The sequence below is a fragment of the Pseudomonas sp. GW821-FHT07G06 genome, assembly GCF_058986625.1.
Genome location: NZ_JBYSVW010000004.1, coordinates 38,342 through 60,649, shown reverse-complemented (window position 1 = coordinate 60,649; position 22,308 = coordinate 38,342). Strand labels below are relative to the sequence as shown.

18 protein-coding genes and 1 pseudogene are annotated in these 22,308 nt (G+C 57.0%); 8 read left to right on the top strand and 11 right to left on the bottom strand.

What is annotated here, in order from left to right; all coding sequences use genetic code 11:
• Nucleotides 1–119 precede the first annotated feature (119 nt).
• From AC3WJW_RS09330 to AC3WJW_RS09305, 6 genes are all read right to left on the bottom strand, one after another.
• Nucleotides 120–1,844, bottom strand: a complete 1,725-nt coding sequence (locus AC3WJW_RS09330; RefSeq protein ID WP_493725823.1) for an ADP-ribosylglycohydrolase family protein — start codon at nucleotides 1,842–1,844, stop codon at nucleotides 120–122.
• A complete protein-coding gene (locus tag AC3WJW_RS09325) occupies nucleotides 1,832–2,488 on the bottom strand; it encodes a DarT ssDNA thymidine ADP-ribosyltransferase family protein (RefSeq protein WP_493725822.1) in 657 nt (218 codons plus the stop codon). Before AC3WJW_RS09325 ends, AC3WJW_RS09330 begins: the two co-directional genes overlap by 13 nt.
• Nucleotides 2,485–3,897 carry a 3'-5' exonuclease gene (locus AC3WJW_RS09320; protein WP_493725821.1) on the bottom strand — a complete coding sequence of 471 codons (1,413 nt, stop codon included), beginning with the start codon at nucleotides 3,895–3,897 and terminating at the stop codon, nucleotides 2,485–2,487. Before AC3WJW_RS09320 ends, AC3WJW_RS09325 begins: the two co-directional genes overlap by 4 nt.
• 326 nt (nucleotides 3,898–4,223) lie before the next feature.
• The gene (locus tag AC3WJW_RS09315; protein ID WP_493726015.1) at nucleotides 4,224–6,071 is read right to left on the bottom strand and encodes a CocE/NonD family hydrolase; all 1,848 of its coding nucleotides are present in this window, start codon (nucleotides 6,069–6,071) and stop codon (nucleotides 4,224–4,226) included.
• Between the two features lie 88 nt (nucleotides 6,072–6,159).
• Nucleotides 6,160–7,602: a YfcC family protein gene (locus AC3WJW_RS09310; RefSeq protein WP_493725820.1), complete on the bottom strand. Its 1,443-nt coding sequence runs from the start codon at nucleotides 7,600–7,602 to the stop codon at nucleotides 6,160–6,162.
• Nucleotides 7,603–7,708: 106 nt separating this feature from the next.
• Complete coding sequence (locus tag AC3WJW_RS09305) at nucleotides 7,709–8,629, bottom strand: LysR family transcriptional regulator (RefSeq protein ID WP_493725819.1); 921 nt, start codon at nucleotides 8,627–8,629, stop codon at nucleotides 7,709–7,711.
• 229 nt (nucleotides 8,630–8,858) lie between these two features.
• Between AC3WJW_RS09305 and AC3WJW_RS09300 the strand changes: the two genes are divergently transcribed.
• From AC3WJW_RS09300 to AC3WJW_RS09275, 6 genes are all read left to right on the top strand, one after another.
• A complete protein-coding gene (locus AC3WJW_RS09300) occupies nucleotides 8,859–10,082 on the top strand; it encodes an OprD family porin (protein WP_493725818.1) in 1,224 nt (407 codons plus the stop codon).
• Between the two features lie 194 nt (nucleotides 10,083–10,276).
• Nucleotides 10,277–10,738 carry a cysteine hydrolase family protein gene (locus tag AC3WJW_RS09295; RefSeq protein WP_493725817.1) on the top strand — a complete coding sequence of 154 codons (462 nt, stop codon included), beginning with the start codon at nucleotides 10,277–10,279 and terminating at the stop codon, nucleotides 10,736–10,738.
• Nucleotides 10,739–10,936: 198 nt separating this feature from the next.
• Nucleotides 10,937–11,662, top strand: coding sequence for a zeta toxin family protein (locus AC3WJW_RS09290; RefSeq protein ID WP_493725816.1), 726 nt, complete (start codon nucleotides 10,937–10,939; stop codon nucleotides 11,660–11,662).
• Nucleotides 11,659–11,826 carry a hypothetical protein gene (locus AC3WJW_RS09285; protein ID WP_493725815.1) on the top strand — a complete coding sequence of 56 codons (168 nt, stop codon included), beginning with the start codon at nucleotides 11,659–11,661 and terminating at the stop codon, nucleotides 11,824–11,826. Before AC3WJW_RS09290 ends, AC3WJW_RS09285 begins: the two co-directional genes overlap by 4 nt.
• Before the next feature lie 406 nt (nucleotides 11,827–12,232).
• On the top strand, nucleotides 12,233–12,595 hold the full coding sequence (locus AC3WJW_RS09280; RefSeq protein ID WP_493725814.1) for a DUF6124 family protein: 363 nt from the start codon (nucleotides 12,233–12,235) through the stop codon (nucleotides 12,593–12,595).
• A 126-nt stretch (nucleotides 12,596–12,721) separates the two neighbouring features.
• On the top strand, nucleotides 12,722–14,128 hold the full coding sequence (locus AC3WJW_RS09275) for a DUF2252 domain-containing protein (RefSeq protein WP_493725813.1): 1,407 nt from the start codon (nucleotides 12,722–12,724) through the stop codon (nucleotides 14,126–14,128).
• Nucleotides 14,129–14,559: 431 nt separating this feature from the next.
• Here AC3WJW_RS09275 and AC3WJW_RS09270 read toward each other — a convergent pair whose 3' ends face one another.
• Both AC3WJW_RS09270 and pmrG read right to left on the bottom strand, forming a co-directional pair.
• Nucleotides 14,560–15,393: a phosphatase PAP2 family protein gene (locus AC3WJW_RS09270; protein ID WP_493725812.1), complete on the bottom strand. Its 834-nt coding sequence runs from the start codon at nucleotides 15,391–15,393 to the stop codon at nucleotides 14,560–14,562.
• Between the two features lie 31 nt (nucleotides 15,394–15,424).
• Nucleotides 15,425–16,096 carry a lipopolysaccharide core heptose(II)-phosphate phosphatase PmrG gene (pmrG, locus tag AC3WJW_RS09265; RefSeq protein WP_493725811.1) on the bottom strand — a complete coding sequence of 224 codons (672 nt, stop codon included), beginning with the start codon at nucleotides 16,094–16,096 and terminating at the stop codon, nucleotides 15,425–15,427.
• Nucleotides 16,097–16,356: 260 nt separating this feature from the next.
• Here pmrG and AC3WJW_RS09260 point away from each other — a divergent pair.
• Both AC3WJW_RS09260 and AC3WJW_RS09255 read left to right on the top strand, forming a co-directional pair.
• A pseudogene (locus AC3WJW_RS09260) lies at nucleotides 16,357–17,418 on the top strand (methyl-accepting chemotaxis protein); the annotation flags it as partial.
• Nucleotides 17,413–18,276: a methyl-accepting chemotaxis protein gene (locus tag AC3WJW_RS09255; protein WP_371317832.1), complete on the top strand. Its 864-nt coding sequence runs from the start codon at nucleotides 17,413–17,415 to the stop codon at nucleotides 18,274–18,276. The pseudogene AC3WJW_RS09260 and the gene AC3WJW_RS09255, both read left to right, overlap by 6 nt.
• A 190-nt stretch (nucleotides 18,277–18,466) precedes the next feature.
• On the opposite strand, the gene AC3WJW_RS09250 is transcribed toward AC3WJW_RS09255, so the two are convergent.
• The 3 genes from AC3WJW_RS09250 to AC3WJW_RS09240 all read right to left on the bottom strand — a co-directional run bounded on the left by AC3WJW_RS09250 (nucleotide 18,467) and on the right by AC3WJW_RS09240 (nucleotide 22,287).
• Nucleotides 18,467–18,676, bottom strand: a complete 210-nt coding sequence (locus AC3WJW_RS09250; RefSeq protein ID WP_493725810.1) for a FitA-like ribbon-helix-helix domain-containing protein — start codon at nucleotides 18,674–18,676, stop codon at nucleotides 18,467–18,469.
• Between the two features lie 147 nt (nucleotides 18,677–18,823).
• The gene (locus tag AC3WJW_RS09245) at nucleotides 18,824–20,197 is read right to left on the bottom strand and encodes a DUF1329 domain-containing protein (protein WP_493725809.1); all 1,374 of its coding nucleotides are present in this window, start codon (nucleotides 20,195–20,197) and stop codon (nucleotides 18,824–18,826) included.
• A 134-nt stretch (nucleotides 20,198–20,331) separates the two neighbouring features.
• On the bottom strand, nucleotides 20,332–22,287 hold the full coding sequence (locus AC3WJW_RS09240) for a DUF1302 domain-containing protein (RefSeq protein WP_493725808.1): 1,956 nt from the start codon (nucleotides 22,285–22,287) through the stop codon (nucleotides 20,332–20,334).
• Nucleotides 22,288–22,308 lie beyond the last annotated feature (21 nt).

Here is a 22,308-nt window from a genome sequence, read left to right as displayed (position 1 = left end):
CACCGGCGTTAAGCCAACTGGCATCTGTCACATCAGTTCAACGGCGGGCTGGCCCCTGCCGTTGAGGAAAAACTTAATTCGGTGCCTGGGATTAGTTGACCACTACAAGATCAATTCTGTCATCTCTGCCGTTTCTGCCTAGCCAGCTTGGCTTTAGCTATGATAGCTACAAACCCGATTGTTGACTCTATGGACTGCGATGAGTCAATAAATCGGTTTAAAATCCTACCTAAAGTTAAGTCATCAAAATTCGAATTAATAATCACATTTGTTAGAACATCAATTGACGCATACGAATCTTCAAGCGACTCTTGCGATGGCACTTTGGCTGGCGTGCGCCTGGTTTCTGGCGGCACTTCCAAAGGCAATGACGGCTGCTCTGAAGTCTCAAAGCTAGTGGGTTGATGATCTGTAGGTTTTGTTTTTAAAGCAGCCCGTGGAGAACCTGGAAGTTGATCGAGAGCTATACTCGCCTTAACTTCGCTGCGCCTTTTAGCCAAAATTGTTTGCCGAAATGGCAACATATGCCACTGCCAGATAGAGTCCCCAGCAGCAAACTCTTCGCTTACTGGTGACAGGTTGCCCAATCCCAAAATTGCAAATCCATTCTCTACAAGTCCGACAGATGCGGTTTGATTAGTCGGTGGATTCCATCGCCCTAAATCTGGATAAGTAAAGCTCTCCTGTGGGCTTCCTTGTGCTATCCGAGCAAGTCTAAGAGCCTCAGCAGTAATATACTCACGATCCTGTAGCTTCCAACTCGGAGGTTCGGAGGAAACTGCGCCGAGCAAAGCACCTGCCATCGTAGCGATAGTATCAGTGTCGCTATCTAGCTCATTTGCGGATGTGATCAGAGCTTCCTCAACATTCCCATCTCGATAGATGTGAGCAAGAGCTAAGGCGGCTAACGCTGTTTTAAACCCTGAGCCGCGATACTGGGGTGTCAAACAGCCTATGCTTTCCAAAATAGAATGATAGCTCGGCAAAAAAGCGCTATTCAGTAATTTGGCAACAATATCTAAGTCGTTTAGAGCTTCTTGCGCTGTTTTTTCGAGTGCGGTGTTTAAGGAAACTCCTGAGCTCTCTTCCCATGCAGGTAGCCAAAATGCAGCTAGCTGCGAATCTTTTGAAATTATATTCGGAATATTCTTAAACTGCAGAATGTACTTTTTCCACGCTTCAAGTGGTGGAATCTCGCCAGAAATCAAAGTATCTGCTAGGCCTAAAGCATGAAACACAGCGCCGCAAAATCCGTGAGGATGACCATGCGTTACCAACGAGTCGCGAATAACATTTAAAACAAACTCTGAGGAGTTCCCATTTGAGGCCCAAACGTGCGGTTGAACTCGCATGGCTGCTCCATTCCCACCACCTTTTATGTAGACTTGGCTTCCCCGTTCATAAAAATTGGAGAACCAATTTACACCTCGGCGTGAAAGATTGAGTGCGGCAGCTTTGGTTCCTAGTCCACCACCGAGTGCGTAGCTAGGCCAGACAGTCAGTTCAATTTTTGCGAAAGTCTCAACATCAAATGAGCCATTCCCTCGAATCGACCGTGAAACCGCAAGCCGAAGCTGGGTGTCGTCTGAATAGGTACCTGCTGGCAAGGAGACTTTCGGACCATTACGACCGCCAATCAACCGCTTCCAATCAACCGTTTTGGAGACTCTACTCATACCGGTTCGATGGCGTACATCTGCTGGACCTCGGACGAGTTCCGTCATCCAGCCCAAAGCATCGCCAGCTGCGGCCCATAGGGCGGAATGAACGACGGAACGCTCGAAGCTGTTGTACTGTGAGCTTTCGGGGGCTAGGAGTGACTGGTCAGTGTTCAATTTTTGCATCCGATAAACTTCTCTGGCGATATTAAAACATCTACGTGCTTGTAATGGAAATCCAGAAGCCAAGCTTTTACTTGATCACTGTGATCTCCTTCTCTCACATATATTGTTTTGAGATGCTGGATCGGAACTGCTCCTGGGTACAGCACTTCAGCCTGCTCGCATGTGGCAAGCCGGGGTGCACGATCTCTCCTATACGCACACCAGTCGCCCTTTCTTTTGATTACTGGTACGAATAATTGTTTGAGCCCTTCTAGTCCACCGTCTCTCAGACAGTGCTCATAGCCATTGTTAGTCGTAGCAAAAACCACGTCATGCGACATGATGGAGGCATCGAAAGCGAGCACTGCCCACCAAACCCCTCTGTCACTGTGCCACCCCTGTGAAATGTCAAAAAATCTTCGATTTATTTCAGATAGAGATAGGTTGACATAATCTAACCAATTTTGGCTCTTATCGAAAAATTCACTTTCTTCCGGACGATATGTCGAGTTTACGTGCAAAATGTGTTGCAAATAATCCTCTTTCTTCAAACGATGGCGCGATAGCAGTGCGCCACTAGCCAGACTTCCTAAGATACCTAAATGAGTTGTAAAATGAACTACCTCAGTGATGCATCGGTTTGCAACCTCTTCTTGCACAGTCATACTATTACCTCCGTAAAGGTACCTGCACCGAAATATTTTACTAAATGAGATTCGCCCCCGGATTTGTACCCAATTATTACGGCTTTTCTCGCTCTCGCAATGGCGATCGCCAGCAGTTTTCGCAATATTAGAAGTTGATCATCGTGCTCTTCTCCAGCAAACGGTGTGTTTTCATTATTGAATCCAAGAATGAAAACATAATCGAACTCCAAGCCTTTAGCAGAGTGAAAAGTTGAAAGAGCAATATTCTCTGGCCCTTCTGGCCATTCCGCTCCTCTGGTGATGTCAACGAAAGGGATATCATTTAGAGTCAATACTTTAGAGATTTCGCTAAACCACTGCCCTCCTTGTGGTTTTAGGAAGGCTACTGAGTCTTCAGCGAGGTGTACGTGTCTTTCAATATACTCAACCGCCCAAGCAGCTTGTGATGAGTATTTGCCGCGCAAAATGATGGGAAGCGGACCGTGAGTAGAGGCTGCGGTGAGGTTAGGTAATGCCCCATTTCCCTCCACGCCAATACCATTGAGCACTGACGCGGCGAAAGTTGCTATTTCGATTGTGTTTCGATGATTTGCTTGTAGGACATGAATCCGTTCAGGCCTTGCTTCGTACCCTGCTTCCGCCCAAGTAAAGCCGCGCGCGTATACCTGCTGGACAGTGTCGATTACAAACGTAACCGTGTGGTCTTGTGCTAAGTGATGGCGAACTGCTCGCAATTGATTGGCAGAGAAATCTTGGCTTTCATCGACAATTACAATGTCGTAGCCTATTGAAGTGACATCTTTTGCCATTGCCAATGCCACATCATTCCAGTCCATCCACTGATTTTCTTTAAGCCAAGCCTGGTAAGGATAGATTACGTCGTCGAGTATTTTTCTTCTCAAATTTTTATCTACTCGAGGAAGTGCGCCCCTCCCAGTTCGCTCACAACCTATGTAGGATTCTAAATCCTCAGCCTCAAATCGACCTAGTAGGTATTCTGCCTCCTTGACTATATAAGCAGGTGTGAGAGCAGCAATGTTACTGGCTAGCTGAAGCATTTTCGTTTGCGCACGTTTTTCTTGAACGTTAGGGCTATGAAACGCCCCAAGATTATCCATCGCCCATTTGCTAAATGTATTTATTTCAAGGCTTACCGATTTGCCATGTTCAACTTGGTGTTCCGCAAGTGATCTAAGATACCCGGCCAAGGTGCGATTGAATGTCAGAACTAGTACTTTGACAGGCTTCGTATCGCCGTTTCGCTCGTTTCTGCTGGAGAATAGGTGAATCAATGAGCGTAAACGAAGTAGAGCTGTGGAGGTTTTTCCACTCCCAGCAGCTCCACAAATGACTTCAACCCCAAATCGGTTGTAGCTCATCAGTTTCAGTTGTTCGCCTGTCGCTTTGACTTGAGGTAAAGTTTTCAATTACAACAAATTCCTTTTCAATTTTCGCGTCGTAAAAAATAGCTTTCCCGATGTTAGCAATAAGCCATCATCCTAGCCACAGGCACTTCATCATCTAAAGACGTCCACGGACGTCATTTTTTGCGTATTAAATCCAGTAAAAACAATGGCTTAGCGCTATTTTGCCGCGCAGAGGCTTTTTTGCGTTCCAACCGTCTGGGTATTTCAAATGGTATTCCAAGCCATCCGGTGCTTATTTTTGGAATACCAAAACGGCGTCAGAGGTAGCTCCAATTTCGATCAGAGGACGGCCCCGGTTGATAAACAGCCCCACCGGCCGCCCTGCATCAATCCGAATCGATAGCCTGACAATCCAGATCCGCCAGCGCTTCGGGTGCAAGAGTAGTCAGCACCAGGCGTGAGGCGAAGTCTGCGCACATATGAACCGTGTTGGTCGCAATGCGTTTGTACAAAGCCTGCCCCTCGGCCTCACCACTGTTGGGATTGACGTCGAAGTGCGGGAAATTGCTGCTGGCAATGTCCAGGCGCACGCGGTGCCCGCGTTTGAACAGGTTGCAGGTGGCAAACGGCTCGATCACGACTTTTACCCGTTGCCCCGGAGTCAGTAGCTGCGGTTTCTCCCACGAGTCGCGGTAACGGCAGCGCACGATTCCGTCGGTGATGTTCATCGCATAGCCATCCGGATAAACGTCCACCAGTTTGGCGGTGAAGTCGGTATCGAGGCCGTCGCTTTCCACCCACAGTTCAATGCTTAGCGGGCCGGCGACGATCATGTCTTCGGTCAATGGCAGGGTCTGGAAACTCAGCACATCGGCACGTTCGGCCAATGGCCGGTCATTACCCTGTGTGCCGAAAAAATCCGCTCGCTCACGTTGATCGAACGCGCCACCGACGAATACCGGAGCACCGGAGGTCAGTGCGCCGCCGATGGTCGGCACCGGATGATCGGGATCGGCGCGATAGCTCAGGCTCGACTCGCGAGCTGAAGGCTGATCCGTGGTCAATTGGCGCTGAGCGTTCAGGTACAGGCTCAGGGACCGACTGCCCGGAAGCGGCCACTGCGAGCTCTTCAACCAGCGTCCGCCATGGTGCAGTCGGCCGTGCTGATCTTTCGAACCATCACCCCCGCCCATCAGAAATACCTGGACGGACGACGTGGCCGCAGCCTCGCCGGTCTGGTCCTTGAGCGAGCGTGCAAACCAGTCCAGTCGACAATCCAGCCAGGTGCACGCCACGTTGCCATCGAAGTTGGCCGCCGCACCGAACTCGACATCGCCGCTATGACTGATGTTGCGATCGCCGTGCAGCCACGGTCCCATGATCAAATGCTGGGCGCTGCGGTTGTGGCGGCTGAAGGCACGGTAGTTGGCGAGCGTCGAGCTGACATACGCGTCGTACCAGCTGGACATGAACAGCACCGGAATATCCGGCAGGTTGTCGTAGTGTCCTTCGGCATAGATGCCGGGCTTGCGCCAGTAATCGCTGAAAGTACCCTGCGACCATTGTTCCAGTAGATAGGCTTCGTACTCCGGAACATGGCGAATCGGCGAGTGTCCGGCCTGCCACGGCATGCGGGCGAACCACTGGTGAATGTCTTCTTGCTCGAGGGCTTCGCGGATCTTCGGGTTGGCGATCGCGGCGGGACTTTCCTTGGCCTGCCGCCAGGCCCACGTCGCCTGTTTCAATTCGAACGCGCCACCCTGGCGAATGCCGCACTGGAACGCGTTCGCAAAGCCGCCGGAGTCGAGCACCATGCTTTGCAGTCCCGGTGGATGCAGGCAGGCCATCGCCAATTGCGTATGGGCCGCGTAGGACAAACCCATGCTGCCGATTCGCCCGTTGCACCAGGGTTGCTCGACAATCCAGGCGAGGGTGTCAAAACCGTCTTCGCCTTCCGAGGTGTATTTGGTGAATACGCCTTCGGAGGCGTAGCGCCCGCGACAATCCTGAAAGATCGCCACGAAGCCTTGCGCAGTGAAACGCTCGGCCATGGCCCCGCGGGAGATGTGCTGGGCGTCGAGTTGTTTTTCCGAGCGCGAGGGGCTGCTCTTGTTGTAGGGCGTGCGCTCGATCACCACCGGCCACGGGCCTGCGCTATCGGTTGGCAGGTAAATATCGGTCGCGAGGTGGATGCCGTCACGCAGACGGATCATCTGGTCACGCAGCAAGCGCATGGCGGGCAATGCCTGTTCGTTCAGCGAAGTCATATCAGAACCTTGTGGAAACCGGCGCCCGTCCCCTTGCGGGTGGACGCCCTGGAACTCAGTAACCGGTGGTCACTGCGACCGCCAGCAACACCATCGCCAGCACGGTATAGATCAGGAACAACGGCAAGATGTAGCGCGCCCACTGACCCCAGCCGACTTGTGCGGTGGCGAGCAGCACCAGCAGACCGCTGGAGGTCGGGGTGATCATGTTGGTCAGGCCATTGCCGAGCAAAAACGCATACACCGTGGTTTGCGGGCTGACACCGGAGAGTTGGCCGAGTGGGCCGAAGATCGGCATGGTCACGGCCGCCTGACCGGAGGTGGACGGGATCAGCACATCCAGGCCTAGCTGCGAAAAGAACATCGCGTAGGCCGAAACCACCGGGCCATGATCGCTGACCACGCTCGCCAGACCGTTGACGATGGTGTCGAGCACCTGACCGGTGCTAAGGATGATTTCCACCGCTGTCGCCAGACCGATCAACACACCGGCGATCAGGACTTTTTTCATGCCGTCGACAAAAGCACTGGCGGCGATGCTGGCACCCATGCCGTGGATCGCTGCGAAGATCACGCTCAGCAGCAGATAGAACGCCGACAGTTCGTGGTACTTCCAGCCCCAGCGGTTTGACGCAAAGACCATAAAACCCACGCCGAAGGCCAGCACCAGCAGGTTGAGCAGATGGCGCCACGGCAACGGTTGGCTTTCGAAGGTAATGACCGCGCTGGCGTCATAGCCGTGGCGACGAATGCTCCACAGCACGAAGACAATGCCAACGGCGAGGAACAATGCGTAAGCGGCAATGCGCATGCTCATGCCGCTGAAAATCGGCAGCCCGACCATAGGTTGCGCCACGGACAGTGCGACCGGATTGGTGATCGATGCCAGATAACCGATCTTCACTGAAATACAGACGATAGCCAGCCCGATCAGGTTCGACAGCCCCAGTCGATTGGCCATGGCGACCATCAGCGGCACGATCAGGATGAATTCCTTGGCCAACCCCATGAAGGTGCTGCCGGCGGAGAACACCAGCATCAGCATCGGCACCAGCACGTAGATGTTGCCGCGCGTCATGCCGAGCAGGCGTTCGAGCCCGGCGTCGATCACCCCGGCCTTGTTCAGCACGCCGAACATGCCGCCGATGAACAGCACCATGAAAATCAGTCCGGCGCGTTTTTCGATGCCCTGCGGGATCGCCATGAACCCTTCGATCAGCGACACCGGGCGGGCCACCGCATCCTTGGCTGCGCGAGGTTCGACAGCCAACAGATGAGTGAGGGAATGACTCTTTTCCAGGACTTGATAAGAGCCCGGTACCACCAGCCCGTTCTGACGCTGGAAGCTGCCGGAGTTGACCGCATACGTGAACCCGACCGCGAGCAACACGATGCTCAGCAGGATGATGGCCGGGTTAATGGTTTTGCGTACAGTCGGCTTGACGGGTTGCGTCTGACTTTCGGCGGCACCCGGTTGTGCGAGGTCGATCTGGGACATGGCGGTGAGCCCTTTGGTGTTTTTATTTTGAGTGTCAATGTTTCGATGGGGCAGACACTAGGGCAAACGCCAAAGGGCTACAACGTTATGCGTGGAGCGGGTCGGGCTATGCGTTTTGTGATGCGTGGACGGTCTTCATCGACTCGTTCAGACGTTGTTTGAGATGGGCGGCAAAGGCACTCACCATCGGTGGACGCTGCTCGTCCCGACGGAATGCCAGACCGAATTCGTAGCGCAGTGTCGGGCGAAAAGGTCGGGTGACAACCGGCAAATGAGTGAAGTGACTGGCCAGCAATCCATTGACGATCGACACCCCCAGGCCCTCGGCGACAAAGCTGCAGGCGGCGCCGACCGAATGCACTTCGATGCGCACTTGCGGTGTCAGGTTGACGGCTCGAAACACCTGATTGAGTTCGGCGCGCAAGGCCCGTTGCCGGCCCAGCAACACCAGCGGCACATTGCGCAGATGCTGCACGTCGATCACTGCATGGCGGGTCAACGGATGATCTGCGGGCATGACGCAGACACCTTCGGTTTCCAGTACCGGTTCAATGTCGAAGTCGGACAGTTCCGTAGGCAAACGCACGAAGCCGAGATCGGCAGACCGGTCGAGCACGGCGCGCTCGATGGTGTCGTACGAGCCGGTGAGCAACTCGACGACGATGTCGTCGTGACTCTTGAGAAATTCGGCAACGATTTTCGGCAGCAGCTCCTGGGTCATGCTGGTCGGCACGCCCACCTTGAGCAGGCTCTTGTGCGAGCGACCGATGCGCAGCTCATCGGCCATGCGTTGAATGCGCTGCATGCCATCCACCAGCCCCGTGACCTCGGCGAGCAGCTCTTCGGCTTCCGGCGTGGCCATCAAACGGCCCTTTTTGCGCAGGAACAAGGCGAAGCCCAATGCTTCCTCCAGCTGCGTCAGCAAGCGGCTGACGGCCGATTGGGATAGCCCCATGCGAGTGGCGGCGCCGATGGTCGAACCGGTGGCCATGATGGCTTTGAAAGCCTCGAGTTGCTTGATATTCACGCTGCCGATTCCCCTGGTTTTGCAACGGTGCACGCCCGCGAAAAACCAGCTTTCGCATAGCCTGATGCGCTTCTCGCATAACGTTGTGGACGCGCTGTCGAGCCGTTAGTGTCCGCCGCAATGCGCCGCTGAGTCCAGCTTCGCAGGCCAACAAAATCGAGACCCTTCCCGATTCCGGGACCTTTGCGACTGCCCATAAAACCGATAATGCGGGGCTGAGGAAAACACCATGCGTGGACTGTTCACGAGAGGCGGCATTGTGTCCGCAGGAATGCTGGCGGGTCTGTCGCCAGCGCTGATGGCCCAAGGATTTTTCGAGGATTCCCAAGGCAAACTGACCTTGCGCAATTACTACTTCAACGATGGCTATCGCGACGGTGGCGAGGACCGCAAAGAGTGGGCGCAGGGTTTCTTGCTCAACCTGCAATCGGGCTACACCGAGGGTACGGTGGGGTTCGGTCTGGATGCGCTGGGCCTGGCCGGCCTGAAGCTTGACTCCAGCCCGACCCATGCGGGCACCGGTTTGCTGCCGGTGCACGACGATGGCCACGCAGCGGATGGTTTTTCCAGCCTGGGTATCACTGCAAAAATGCGAATCGGCGAGGCCGTGATCAAGACCGGTAACCTGATGCCGAGGATTCCGGTGCTGGTCTACAACGATGGGCGCCTGTTGCCGCAAACCTTTCGCGGTACGCAAATCGAGTACAGCGGCATTCGCGATCTGTACTTGCACAGCGGTCACCTGGACAAGTTCAAGCAGCGCAACTCCACCGACAGCGTCGATATCTATCCACAGGGCTACACCGGTAGCAAAGGCACTGACTTTGATTTTGCTGGCGCCACCTACAAGTTCACGCCCACCCTCAGCGGCACCTGGTATTACGGGGAGATGCGCGAGTTCTACCGGCAGCAGTTTTTCGGTCTAGTGCACAAACTACCGATGGGCAGTGGCAGCCTGACCAGCGATTTGCGCTACTTCATCAGTGGCGATGCCGGTGAGGCACGCAATGGTGCGGTGGATGCCGATATGTTCAGCGGACTTTTCACCTATCGCCTCGGCGGCCATGCACTTGGCCTGGGTTATCAGAAGGTCAGCGGCGATACGGCATTGCCCTACACCAGCGTGTCGACGGTCTATTCGTTCTCCAATGCCGGCGTCGGAAAGTTCATCCAGGCCGGTGAGCGGACCTGGATGCTGCGCTACGACTATGACTTCGCTGCGTTTGTGCCTGGCCTGAGCCTGATGACCCGTTACTACAAGGGCGAGAACGGGGACTACAAAGGACGCGAAGCCCGGGAGTGGGAATCCGACACCAATCTGCGATATGTCATACAGAGCAGCGCGTTCCAAGGCGTAGGCATCGAAGTGCGAAAAGCCACTTATCGTTCTACCTACGCCAGTGATCGAGACAACTATCGCCTGTACCTGACTTATGACATCGCATTGTGGTAACCCATTGACCGGCCCCACAATCAAAGCTGACAAGGCCCGCCCAGTGCGGGCCTTATTGCATCCGGGGTTTGATAATTCATCCCTCACACCGCACCCTGTGGGAGCGGGCTTGCCCGCGAAGAGGCCAGCGAAACCGCCTGGATGTTTTCCAACCGCAGGTCCCCGCGTCACCACCCTCTCTCCCGGAGAAACCCATGCGCCAAGCCCTCCTGATCATCGACGTACAACCCAGCTTCGCCCCACCGCAGTGGCTGGTCGACGGTATCCAGGCACTCATCGGCACCCTGCCCAGTGTCGCCACGGTCGAGCGTCACGACGAGTCCATAACCCCCTTCGAAAAACAACTTGGCTGGCACCCCGCGCCGGACGATGACAGCCTGATCCCCGCCGATCGCATTTTCATCAAGCACGGCTACGCGCCCACGCCGCAAACCATCGAATACCTGAAAAGCCTGAACGTCGAACGCGTGCTGGTGTGCGGCCTGCAGACCGAAACCTGCTGCCTGGCGGCGGGGTTTGCGCTATTTGATGCGGGCTTGCAGCCGACCTTGATTACGGATTTGACGGTGGGGTCGTCGCTGGACCGGACGGGAGGGTTGGGGGTCAGGCTTTGGGAGCATCATTTCAAGCACACGGTGCGCTCCAAGCAACTTTGATCTGCAATTGGCACCACATCATTGAGCCAACCAACCGGCGTTAAGCAGGGCAAAAACTCACTTCCAGGAAATTTCCCTCAAGCTGTGTCCCACTCATGGACTGGAGCTTGATATGCAGCCATGTACGCTGACTTCTCAATCGAGCTCACCGCTTCTGCTGTTTCACCTTTGATGCGCTTCAAACCAAAGGAATGAACAATGACTCCTGCCGAATTGCTCATGCAAGATCAAGCAATGTCCTTCGCTAGATTGCACAAGAAAACCATAGCCAAGCGCCGAACAGATCGAGCGTTATACCCTCCTGAGCAAGATCCTGTATCAGTGTTCATGGCCGGCTCACCTGGAGCAGGAAAAACAGAGGCTTCAATCGCCCTGGTGAATCTGTTTGCTGATACAGCGATTCTGAGGATTGATCCTGATGAGCTTCGTAGTGAATTTTCCGACTACGCGGGAGGAAACGCCTGGATTTTCCAAAACGGAGTTTCAATTTTGGTCGAGAAAATTCTGGATTGCGCTTTCGACCAGAGGCAATCATTTGTGCTGGATGGAACATTTTCCAACATCGATGTAGCACGAAAAAATGTGGAGCGCTCTTTGCGCAAGGGCCGGTTCGTGCAGATTCTTTACGTCTACCAAAATCCGCTCCTGGCATGGGAATTCGTTAAAGCCCGTGAAGAACTCGAAGGGCGACGAATCCGACCAGAGCATTTCATCGACCAGTATTTCGCAGCGCGTGACGTGGTAAATACTCTTAAGCTAGAGTACGGGAGCGACGTTCATGTGGATCTGCTGATCAAGCACATAGACAATTCGGGACGTCTTTACAAAGCTGGGGTCGATAAAATTGACTACCATATCCCTGAGCAATACACGCGGGCTGATTTAATGGCCAGGCTCGGGTTAGGATCAGGAGCACATCAATGATTTCGATCAAGCCAGGTCTGTCCAAGGGCGCCAAAAGCTCATTTGCAGACTTTATTCGTAATGCCAAGTCGGAACAGAAAAAGCGTGTCTATAGCGAAGTGTTGACTGAAGCTACGAGACAGCAAAATCTTTTGATGATGGAAGTCGAAGCGAAACGAAGCTAACTGACCGCGCCAAAATGAAGCCCGACAAATTGTCGGGCTTTTTCGTTTGTTCCTTGAATAGAAAATGGCGTGCTTCGCACTCGATTGGCACGTAGTCACTGTCCTAGGACATTTCCCGCAAAACGCATCGCCTTTCATGAACTGGCGGGGCCTGCTTCTCGACGATAGCCTTCTTGGGTCGCTGCACATCAGCGATCGGCTTTGACAGGCTGAAGAGCAACCTTCCACTCCTCCTGATAAAACGGCATGCTTCCGCGCGTTCTGTCTTTATGGTGGCTGTGCGTGGGGCATCTTCGGATGCACCGGTTTTGTGCTCTCCGGTCTGTCAACCCGCGTACAGCTGCCACCCACATCTGATTGACAGCAGATAGTTGGCAGCTCCTTCAACCAAAGACGGAGCACAATCTTGAAAAAACATAGCCCTAACCCGCCAGACACTTCACCGGACTCAACAACCGAATCACCTGACCTATCCAACCTCTCCAACACCACCGAACCCGCCATCAGCGCCCGCCTGCGCAACCCCAATCACCTCGCCCCCGTCAGCCACGTCTTCACCATCCGCCCCGACATCGACACGCCATCCCTGCTCACCCACGCCAGCGAAACCCTCGCCTCGCTCAACGTCATGAGCACCGACCTTGCCTGCGAGCTTGAGAGTTCGCGTCGCAACATCGCCCTGGCGATCCAGCAGTTGGCCGTGCTGGCGCAATTGCTGGTGAACCGGGCACTGGACAACATCGCCCCACTCGACGAAGCAGAGGCTTGAGAGGGATCGATACATGCCGATGCCTGACAGACAGGTCAGTTGCAGGGCAAACACTTCGGATGAACCCGCAAAGCCCTTCTACACTCCATTCGCAAACGCCCTACCACACCCGTCGAATAGGCCCCCATGACCACCCTCACCGACCGTTTGAAGCAAGGCAAGGATGCGCGCAAGAAGTGCTCCCGCAGTTCGCAGGCAGCCTTGGGCAATGCTGATCGCGACCCTATACCGCTGATCAAGGCGTCGAGTGAGGGACGCATCAAATCGCTGGTGGAACTGCGCTACGGGCGCATGCTGGTGTCGCCGTTCACCTTCTATCGCGGCAATGCGCTGCTGCAGGCCCATGACCTGGCGGGCACTTCGAACATGGGGCTGGTTTCGCCGATTTGTGGCGATAGCCACTTGATGAATTTCGGCGGTTTCGCAACGCCGGAACGCAACCTGCTGTTCAGCGTCAACGACTTCGACGAAGCCCATCCCGGGCCGTGGGAGTGGGACTTGAAACGCCTGGTGGCGAGTTTTCTGGTGGCCGCCCGCGACTTGCGCCATGGCGAATCGGTTGAAGAAAGCATCTGCCATGAGGTGGTGAGTGCCTATCAGAAAACCATGCTCGAATGCGCCGAACAAAGTTCGCTGGAAACCTGGTACGAATCCATCAGCTATGACGACCTGCTGGCGCAGGCCAACAAAAGCACTCTGGAGCACGTGGAACGCGCCATCGAAAAAGCCGAGCGTCGCACCCATGCCGAACTGCTGCCAAAAATCAGTGATCGCGACGCCCATGGGCCTCTGATCATTCGCGATGACCTGCCGGAAATTTTCCACCTGCACAAGAACACCACGCTGCTGGACGCCGATGATGACTGGTTGCGCCTCTCGGACTGGCGTCCACTCTACGACACTTTCATGCGTGACTATCGCGGCACCCTGCAAGCGGACCGCCGTGAACTGCTGTCGCGTTTTCACGTGCAGGACATGGCCTTCAAAGTGGTGGGTGTCGGCAGTGTCGGCACCCGTTGCCTGGTGGCGCTGCTGACCGACGATCAGCAGTTCCCGCTGTTCCTGCAATTCAAGGAAGCGCGCCGTTCGGTGCTTGCCGGCTACGTGAAGGCCAGGTCGCGGGTGCGGCATGAAGGGCAGCGGGTGGCCGAGGGTCAACGCTTGATGCAATCGGCCAGTGACCTGTTCCTCGGCTGGACCACCGGTCCCAGCGGGCGGCATTTCCATGTGCGGCAATTGCGCGATATGAAAATTTCCGCCGAACTCGAGACGTTCGATGGCGATGCCTTCGCGGCCTATGGCCGGCTTTGCGGCCGAGCCCTGGCTCGCGCCCATGCCAAGGCTTCCGGGCACGCGGCGGTGATCAGCGGCTACATCGGCAAGAGCGAGGCATTGGCCGATGCGCTTTACAAATACGCCAAGGGCTATACCGAGCAGAACGAGCGCGATTTCGAGCGCTTCCAGCAAGCCTGCCGCAAGGGCCGTTTACGTGCGCGGTCGGAAGCCGACTTTGCTGCGGATCATTTACCGTAGCGGTGTCGCAGGCTCTGGTGCGGGGCTTTGATCGAGATGAATTTTTCTTCACCCCACCCTCTCGCGCCAGCCTGTACATTTCGCTCGCTCATTCAAGAAACTACGGTTTGCCCGCCCTCCCGCGGGCTTTTTTTTTGGTTGTTTCGGGGAGCATACCTATCCATTTCTGCGGTAACTGCCGCCTATGGCTTCGCTTTTACAGCACCGCGAGGCGAACTAACGCTCGACCTCATTGTTTGGTGGTGCACGCATTCCCTGTAGGAGCTGCCGAAGGCTGCGATCTTTTGATTTTGCGATCTGGAGATTGCTGAAGATCAAGATCAAAAGATCGCAGCCTTCGGCAGCTCCTACAGATATTTCGTTATCTGTTTTCCCTTGGGATTCCCCCAAGCCGAGGCGTCTGTGCGCCGCGGTGCAGTTGTTACGCCCACTCAGTTCACTGGCTGACTCTGAGCCACCGGCACCGGTTGTTGCGCTTTGGAGAGCACCGGCTGTTCCAGCCTCGCTCGCCCGTAAAACGCCAGCGCCGTCAGCAAACACGCCAGCCACACGAAGATCCCGGCCCAGAAGGTGTGGGACATGTAGTGCCAGCCTTGCAGCACCCGCGTTGTGCCGTAGATGAAACCGAGGGTCAGCGAGCCGTACATGATCGCCTTGGAATAGCGCCAGCGATAACGGCGAGCCACGAAGTACAACGCCAACATGGTGAAACCGCCCGAGGCATGTCCGCCCGGCCAGCAGCGCCCTTCACCGGCGACTTTCAGCAGGTCGAAATTCTCGTACCACTCGACGTGCTCCATTTTGCCGCCGTACAGGGTGGTCTCGATCGGGCAATACACGCTGGTGTGGCCCTTGAGGTAGTGAATCACACCGGTGCTGATGGAGAACGCGAACACCACGTAGAGAAAATCGCGACGGTGGCGGGTGGCAAAGCGCAGCACCGGTGCGACTTTGATTTTTTCCAGGAAGGCGATGATTTTCGAGTGCTTTTCAGCCTTCAGGCGCGGCCAGAGAAACGACAGCAAGGCACCGATAATCGCAATTTCGCCGGTCCAGTTCGGGATGATCCGCGCCCATTTGTGGGTAATTTTTTCGAACAGGTGGACCTGGTCCAGCGGGTACGTCTGCGTCACCGGGTCAAAAAAATAGTTGTTGAAGGCGATGTCGATGCGGGTCATGTCGAACATCAGGAACACCACGACCGCGCAGGCCAGCGGAATACCAAAGTTCACCCAGTAAAAGCGGTAGCGGGAAGCGGTCTGCATGCTCAATCCTGATTCAAAGGGAGGGTGAAGTTCAACGAGGTGTCACCGTGGGCCAATCCGATGCTTCGATAAAACCAAGCATGTGCGGACTGTTCGGCGTTTCGGCGGAGATAAACAGAGACGCTCCGTAACCCAGGGTCGACGTCGTCAAATCGAGGTCTTTTTCCAGTTGCGCCATGCATTCGCTGTGGGTCACCAGAATCAGGTTACGTCCGGGCACCTTGTGCGCCAATGCGTCGCGCAGCATGGTGCCCTTGCAACTGATCAACCAGTCTTCGCCCGTGCCGGCCTTGTTGAACATGAAGCCGGCGGTCTGCGCCGTACGCAGGATCGGGCTGTGGTAGATATCGGTCTTGTCCAGGCCCAGGTTGCGGAAATGCGCCCCGACATTTGTGGCAACACTGCGAGAGCGCACAGTAATGCCATCGTTGCCGATCAGGCAGGCAGCCGAAGAGTGATCGCAGCGTTCGACGTGGCGCACCAGTACGATCAGATCGCCCTTGGCCCACCCCTTCATCAACGCCTGTGCACCGCGCACATTGCCATGAGCCAGGTCCGGAACGGTGGCCGGTCGCAGTAAAAACACCGTCAACGGGATCACCAGCAGCGCCGAGGCCAACACCACCGCAGCGTTGCGATAGCGGGCAAAGCGCTTCAGATCGATCGAGCGTTTTATCCCGAAAAGACTCAGTCTTAGTTCCACATCAAGCCGCCTCGCCGGCACGCACCACCTCATTAGATCCTCGGAGGTTAAAGAAGCGTGCGTCGGCGGCGGGTGAAACCCATGTGAAAAAAAGCTTAAAAGCGCTGTAAAAATCTTGTTACAGAATCCGTTTGGAAAAATCCTTTCAGCTCCCGCCATTGCTGCCGATACATCCTGCTTACACAGCTTGGCGGCCCCCAAAAAAAACAATCTTCCAGCCAACCGACGAAAAAGTAGCACTACGTTCCTGGAGGAATTTGATGAATAGCTGGTTCGGCAACATCAGCGTGAACCTGAAACTGGGCCTTGGATTTGGCCTCGTGCTGGCACTGACCTGCGTCCTCGCCCTGACCGGCTGGACCAGCCTGGGCGGGTTGATCGACCGCAGTAACTGGATGAGCGACATCACCCAGCTCAACGCCGGCCTGACCAAGCTGCGTGTGGTCCGCCTGCAATACATGCTGACCAACGGCGACGAAACCGCCGCGCAGGGCGTGCAGACCACCCTCGACGCCTTCTCGGCCCAACAACAGGCCCTGCTGGCGAAGTTCAAGAGCCCGGAAAACCTCAAGCTGCTCCGGGAACAGGGCACAGTGATTGAGGCCTACAGGACATCCCTGGGCAAGATGCGCAACGCTTATCGCGCCGGCAACAGCGCCCGCGACGCCATGAGCGTCAACGCCGAAACCGCCAACTCGCTGATCAATGAAATCAACACCCGCGTGCAGCAAATGCCCCTGAGCGACCAGCGCTTCGAACAGTTCCAGGCCATTACAGCGGCCAAGGAAGCGTTCCTGTTGGCGCGTTACGAAGTACGTGGTTACACCGCCTCCACCAATGCCGAAACCGAGCAAAAAGCGGTCGGCCAACTGGACGCTGCCATCGCCAGCCTGAAACCGCTCAACGCGCATTTCGCCGACACCCAGCAAGACGCCCTGCGTCAGCTGGAAACCGCGCTGGGCAACTACCGCAGTGCCTTGCAGGCCTACAAGGCCGCCAGCAATGACGCGGTGCAGGCGCGCAAGGAAATGACCGACCAGGGCGCCGCCATCGTGTCCCAGAGCGATCAGCTGTATCAGATCCAGCTCGACCGCCGTGACGCCGAAAGCGCCCGGGCGCGCACGCTGCAATTGATCAGCACGCTGCTGGCATTGTTGGTGGGCATCATCGCCGCCGTGGTCATCACGCGCCAGATCACCCGTCCATTGCGCGAAACCCTGGCGGTGGTCGACCGCATCGCCAGCGGCGATCTGTCCCAAAACGTGCTGGTCACCCGTCGTGACGAACTCGGCGTGTTGCAACAAGGCATCGCACGCATGGGCGTGACCCTGCGCGACTTGATCAGCGGCATCCGCGACGGCGTGACCCAGATCGCCAGCGCCGCCGAGGAACTGTCGGCCGTGACCGAACAGACCAGCGCCGGGGTCAACAGCCAGAAAGTCGAGACCGATCAGGTCGCGACCGCCATGCACGAGATGACCGCCACCGTGCAGGAAGTCGCGCGCAACGCCGAAGAAGCGTCGCAAGCCGCTGCGGCGGCGGACGGCGAAGCCCGCGAAGGCGACAAAGTGGTCAACGAAGCCATCGCCCAGATCGAGCGCCTGGCCAGTGAAGTGGTGCGTTCCACCGAGGCCATGAGCGTGCTGCAACAGGAAAGCGACAAGATCGGCAGCGTCATGGACGTGATCAAGGCCGTGGCCGAGCAGACCAACCTGCTGGCACTCAACGCCGCCATCGAAGCGGCCCGCGCCGGTGAAGCCGGTCGTGGTTTTGCCGTGGTGGCCGACGAGGTCCGCGGCCTGGCCCAGCGCACGCAGAAATCCACCGAGGAAATCGAAGGCCTGGTGGCCGGCCTGCAGAACGGCACGCAACAAGTGTCCGCCGTGATGAACAACAGCCGCGTCCTCACCGACAGCAGCGTGGCCCTGACCCGCAAGGCCGGCGAGTCACTGGAGAGCATCACCCGCACGGTGTCCAACATCCAGTCGATGAACCAGCAGATCGCCGCGGCGGCCGAACAGCAAAGCGCCGTGGCCGAAGAGATCAGCCGCAGCATCATCAATGTGCGCGATGTGTCGGAGCAGACGGCTGCGGCGAGTGATGAGACCGCCAAGTCCAGCGTTGAACTGGCGCGGTTGGGTGGTCAATTGCAGCAAATGGTGAGCCACTTCCGCGTTTGACCTTCGCCTTGCGGTGAATGAAATATCCCTTCGCGGGCAAGCCACGCTCCCACAGGGTGTTGGGTCGTTCACAGAATCTGTGTTCGACAACTTACCTGTGGGAGCAGCGGTCCAGCGGTCCGACTTGCCCGCGAATGCGATCTGAAGGACTACCAATGATGTGTCGAACCGAGAATCTGGCTGCCCTACTTCAGCGCGAAGGCAGATCCAATTCGACTCCACCATCGATGCTGAACCGTTTGTGGATTCGAGTCCCCAAGCCGTCAGTACATTTACTCTGTTCCAGCGCTTTACTCAAAATCAGACACGCTTGTTCTTCAATGGAGAGACCATTGATGTCTGCCGCTACTCGCAGTTCTTCATAGAGCTGACGGTCAATATTGTTGATGGTCAAACTCACCACAATGCCCTCCGATGTAACGGCAGTTGAAGCGACGAGGCTACCATGACTGCTCGTCAATCGAATGTTGGATTAGGTTGTGCCGACTGAGTGATCCGCGCGTTGGCGAGGGCACTGCTCTCGCCATTTTTGCGTGGTTTGCGACACTCACCGCGTCCCACGCTGGCGCAACGCCGACGGCATGAAGTACGCGTCTTCCGGCACCGGTTGGGTGAAGTCCACTGTGCCCTGCTCTTCGTTATCCAGGTTCTGCACGTAGTAACGACGCGCCTGCAGGTCATGGAAAACGTCCAGCGCGCTCCAGGTTGTGGGCAGGTCGTAGAAGTTTTTCAGGTAGGCCATCGACACCCGCCACAACTCCCCTCGCCCGTCGTATTGATCCACCAATGCGGCACCCCAACTGTCCTCGTCGAGAAACAGCACGCGCTTGGAATAGATATGCCGCGCGCCCGGCTTGAGCGTGCCTTCGACCACCCAGACCCGGTGCAGCTCATAACGGGTGTATTGCGGGTTGAGGTGGCCCGGTGTGAGCAACTGCGCGTACTTCACCTCAGGGCTGCCGACTTTGTAGTTGTTGTAGGGAATGTAGACCTCTTGCTTGCCCTTGAGCTTCCAGTCGTAGCGGTCCGGCGAGCCGTTGAACAGGTCGGTATCGTCCGCCGTGCGCAGGCCGTCGGATGAGGCGATCGGGGTGTCATACGCGAGGTTCGGCGCCCGGCGCACACGGCGTTGGCCCGCATCGTAGACCCAGGCCTGACGCGGGTCCTTCAGCTGGTCCAGGGTCTCGTGAACCAAGGCCGCACCACCCGCCAGGCGGGCCGGGCTCTTCACGAACGCCAGGTAGTAAAACAGGATGTTTTTCAGGTCGGCGAATTGCCCGCCCGGGCGGTAATAGTTGAAGAGCCCCTCCTGCTGCGAGGTCACTAGCGCGAAGCTGCCATTGCGTTGCACCGGTGCTTCGGAGGCGCGGCGGACCACATAGATACCGCGATAACGGGTGATGTGGTTCCACAACACCTCGACCCCATCCTTGGGCACCGGGAAGGGCACGCCGCCATAGGCATCGGCAAAACCGGTGCCGCCATCGAGCAGCTTGGTCGCGGTCGCATTCTTCAAGGTGTTGTCATACAGCCACTGCGGCGCCGAGCCAGAGCGGCGTGAGGGATAGACCGGCATCTGGAAGGTGTCGGGGTAGCTGTTGAACAGGGCGATCTGACCCGGGCTGAGGTGGGCCTTGTACTGTTCAAGGTTGGCCTTGGTGATGGTGAACAGCGGCTTGTCCGCCACATACGGGTCCGGGTGATGCTGACCTGGCTTGTAGCCCGCCGGCGCCTGGGTGATGCCGCCGGTCCAGGCCGGAATGGTCCCCGCGGCGTTGCCGGCACGCTCGGCGCCCATTGGGGTCAGGGTGGTTTTCAGTTGTTCGGCCAGCTGGGGCGTGACCGCGGCCAGCGCGCTGCCGGCGGCCAGGCTCAGGAACAGCGCCAGGGTGGTCTTGGTCAGTCGTGAAGTGTGAAACATGATCGTTCTCCGAAATACAAAAACCTGTGGGAGCGAGCCTGCTCGCGAAAGCGGTCTTTCAGGCGACATCTGTGTTGAATGTGCCGCCCTCTTCGCGAGCAGGCTCGCTCCCACACAGGGTCTGCGTGTAGCAATCAAAGGAAGTACTTGAGGTTGAAGCCGATGTTGTCGCGGTCACGCAGGCCGTTGTCCTGCCCGCCGCCATAGAACTCGGTGTATTGCAGCTCGGCCTCCAGCTTGTTCTGGTAGTTGGCCTTGATCCCCAGGGTGTAGGCCTTGCGCCCCTCGATGATGTTGCCCGCCTGATAGCTGTTGCCCTCGAAGTCATCCTTGTAGACGACATAAGGCGAGACGTTGACCCCGGCATACACGTCGTTCCAGGTGCCATTGAGCATCGCGGTGTAGCTGTAGGAGTTGCGGTTGACCTGGTCGTCGCGCTCGCCACCGGACACATAGGAAAAGTTGCCGGTGCCCGCGTAGTAACGGTTACTGCCGTCATAAGCGGTGTATTGCAGGCTGCTGCCGCGCAAGTGCTCCGACGCCAGCTCGAATACGCCGAACATCGAGTCGAACGACAGGCTCGGGCCAAAGTTGTAGATAGTGCCCAGGGACGTGTTGAACGCCTCCACCCGCTCGGCGTTATTGATCTGGCTGTCGAGCGTGACCTGCTGCCCGCCGATGTTGATGGTCTGGCCGCCTGCCGCAGCGGCGGCGCCGTTGGCCAGGTCGCCGATCAGGTCGTTGGTGGCGGCGATCCCGATGGGCAGGTTCGGCCGATACGCCACTTCACCGAACACCGACGCCTGGCCCAGGGTGGTGTTGAAACTGAAACCGTACATGCGGATGTCTTCGGCGTAGCGCCGGTGCGCCTGAATATTGCCCAGCACATCCACGGTCGCCAGGCCGTTGGCCAACTGCCCCGCCTGACTGCCGGCGACACCGGCCAACAGGTTGGTCAGGGCATTCATGTCGATGCCCTGGTACCCGCCCAGATCGGCGGAAATGGTCGGCTCCTTGGCGTGGTAGTTGACCATGTACAACCCGAACTCGGTGCTGTTGAGTGCTTCTGCGATGTAGCGAAAAGCGAAACCGAACTGGCCGTCGTTGCGCGCGTTGAAATCCTTGCCGACCGTGGCCACCTTGACGGTGTTGCCAAAGGTCGGGGTGACCCCATTGGCATACAGGCCGGTGGTGCTCAGGGCCTGGTTGAGCAGCGGGTTATTGCCCAGCGCGCTGTACAGATCGATCACGTTGCCGAAGCCAGGCACCGGGGTGTCCAGCGCGGTACCGCTGAAGTTGTTGTAGGCGGTGTTGCCGCCGTCGGCGAACAGGTCCGTCTGCGAGTAGAACGTGCCGACCGGGTCGATGCGGGTTTCCTTCCAGTTGGTCTGGTAAAAGCTTTCCATGGTCAGGCTGTCGGTCAGGCCGATGTTGAAGCTCAGTGCTTCCACCGGGACCAGCACTTCCTTGACCTCGGCCCCGGGCAAACGGTACTTGGCCGCATCCACCGGGTTGGTGGTGTTGATCCCGCCACGGTAGAAAATCCCCTCGCCCCAGTTGAACACCTGGCGCCCGACACGCGCGGTGACCGGCATCTGCGCGACGTCCCAGTTGCCATAGAGGTAGGCGTCGAGCAACTCCACCCGGCTGCCGGCGATATCGCGGGTCTGGCTGGTGAAATGGTCGTCCTGCGGATAACTCTGACTGGGTTGCGACGGGTTGTTGTTGTCGTAGTAATCGTTGCGCTTGTCCATCAGTTGGGTGTCATAGAACGCAGTACCGCGCACGAACATCCCGTAGTTCTGATAGTTGGCCTCGAGCTCCGAGGTGATCTTGTACACCTCGGAAACCAGCCCGGTGTCGAAGTTGCGATTGCCGTCGTTGGTGTTGACGTCGTCGTTGTTCTTGTCCCGGCCCTGGACCCGCCACAAGCGGCCATAAGACAAGGTACTGTCGAATGAACCGGTGACCTGGTTGTCCAGCACGCTGAACTCCTCGGCCTGCACGCCGTCGACCGCGCACAGTTGCAGCAGCCCTGCCAGGCCCACGCCGGGAAGCGCCGCGCCAGACAGGCGAAATCGAGTGCTCATGATCTGTTCCTCTTTCCCTGG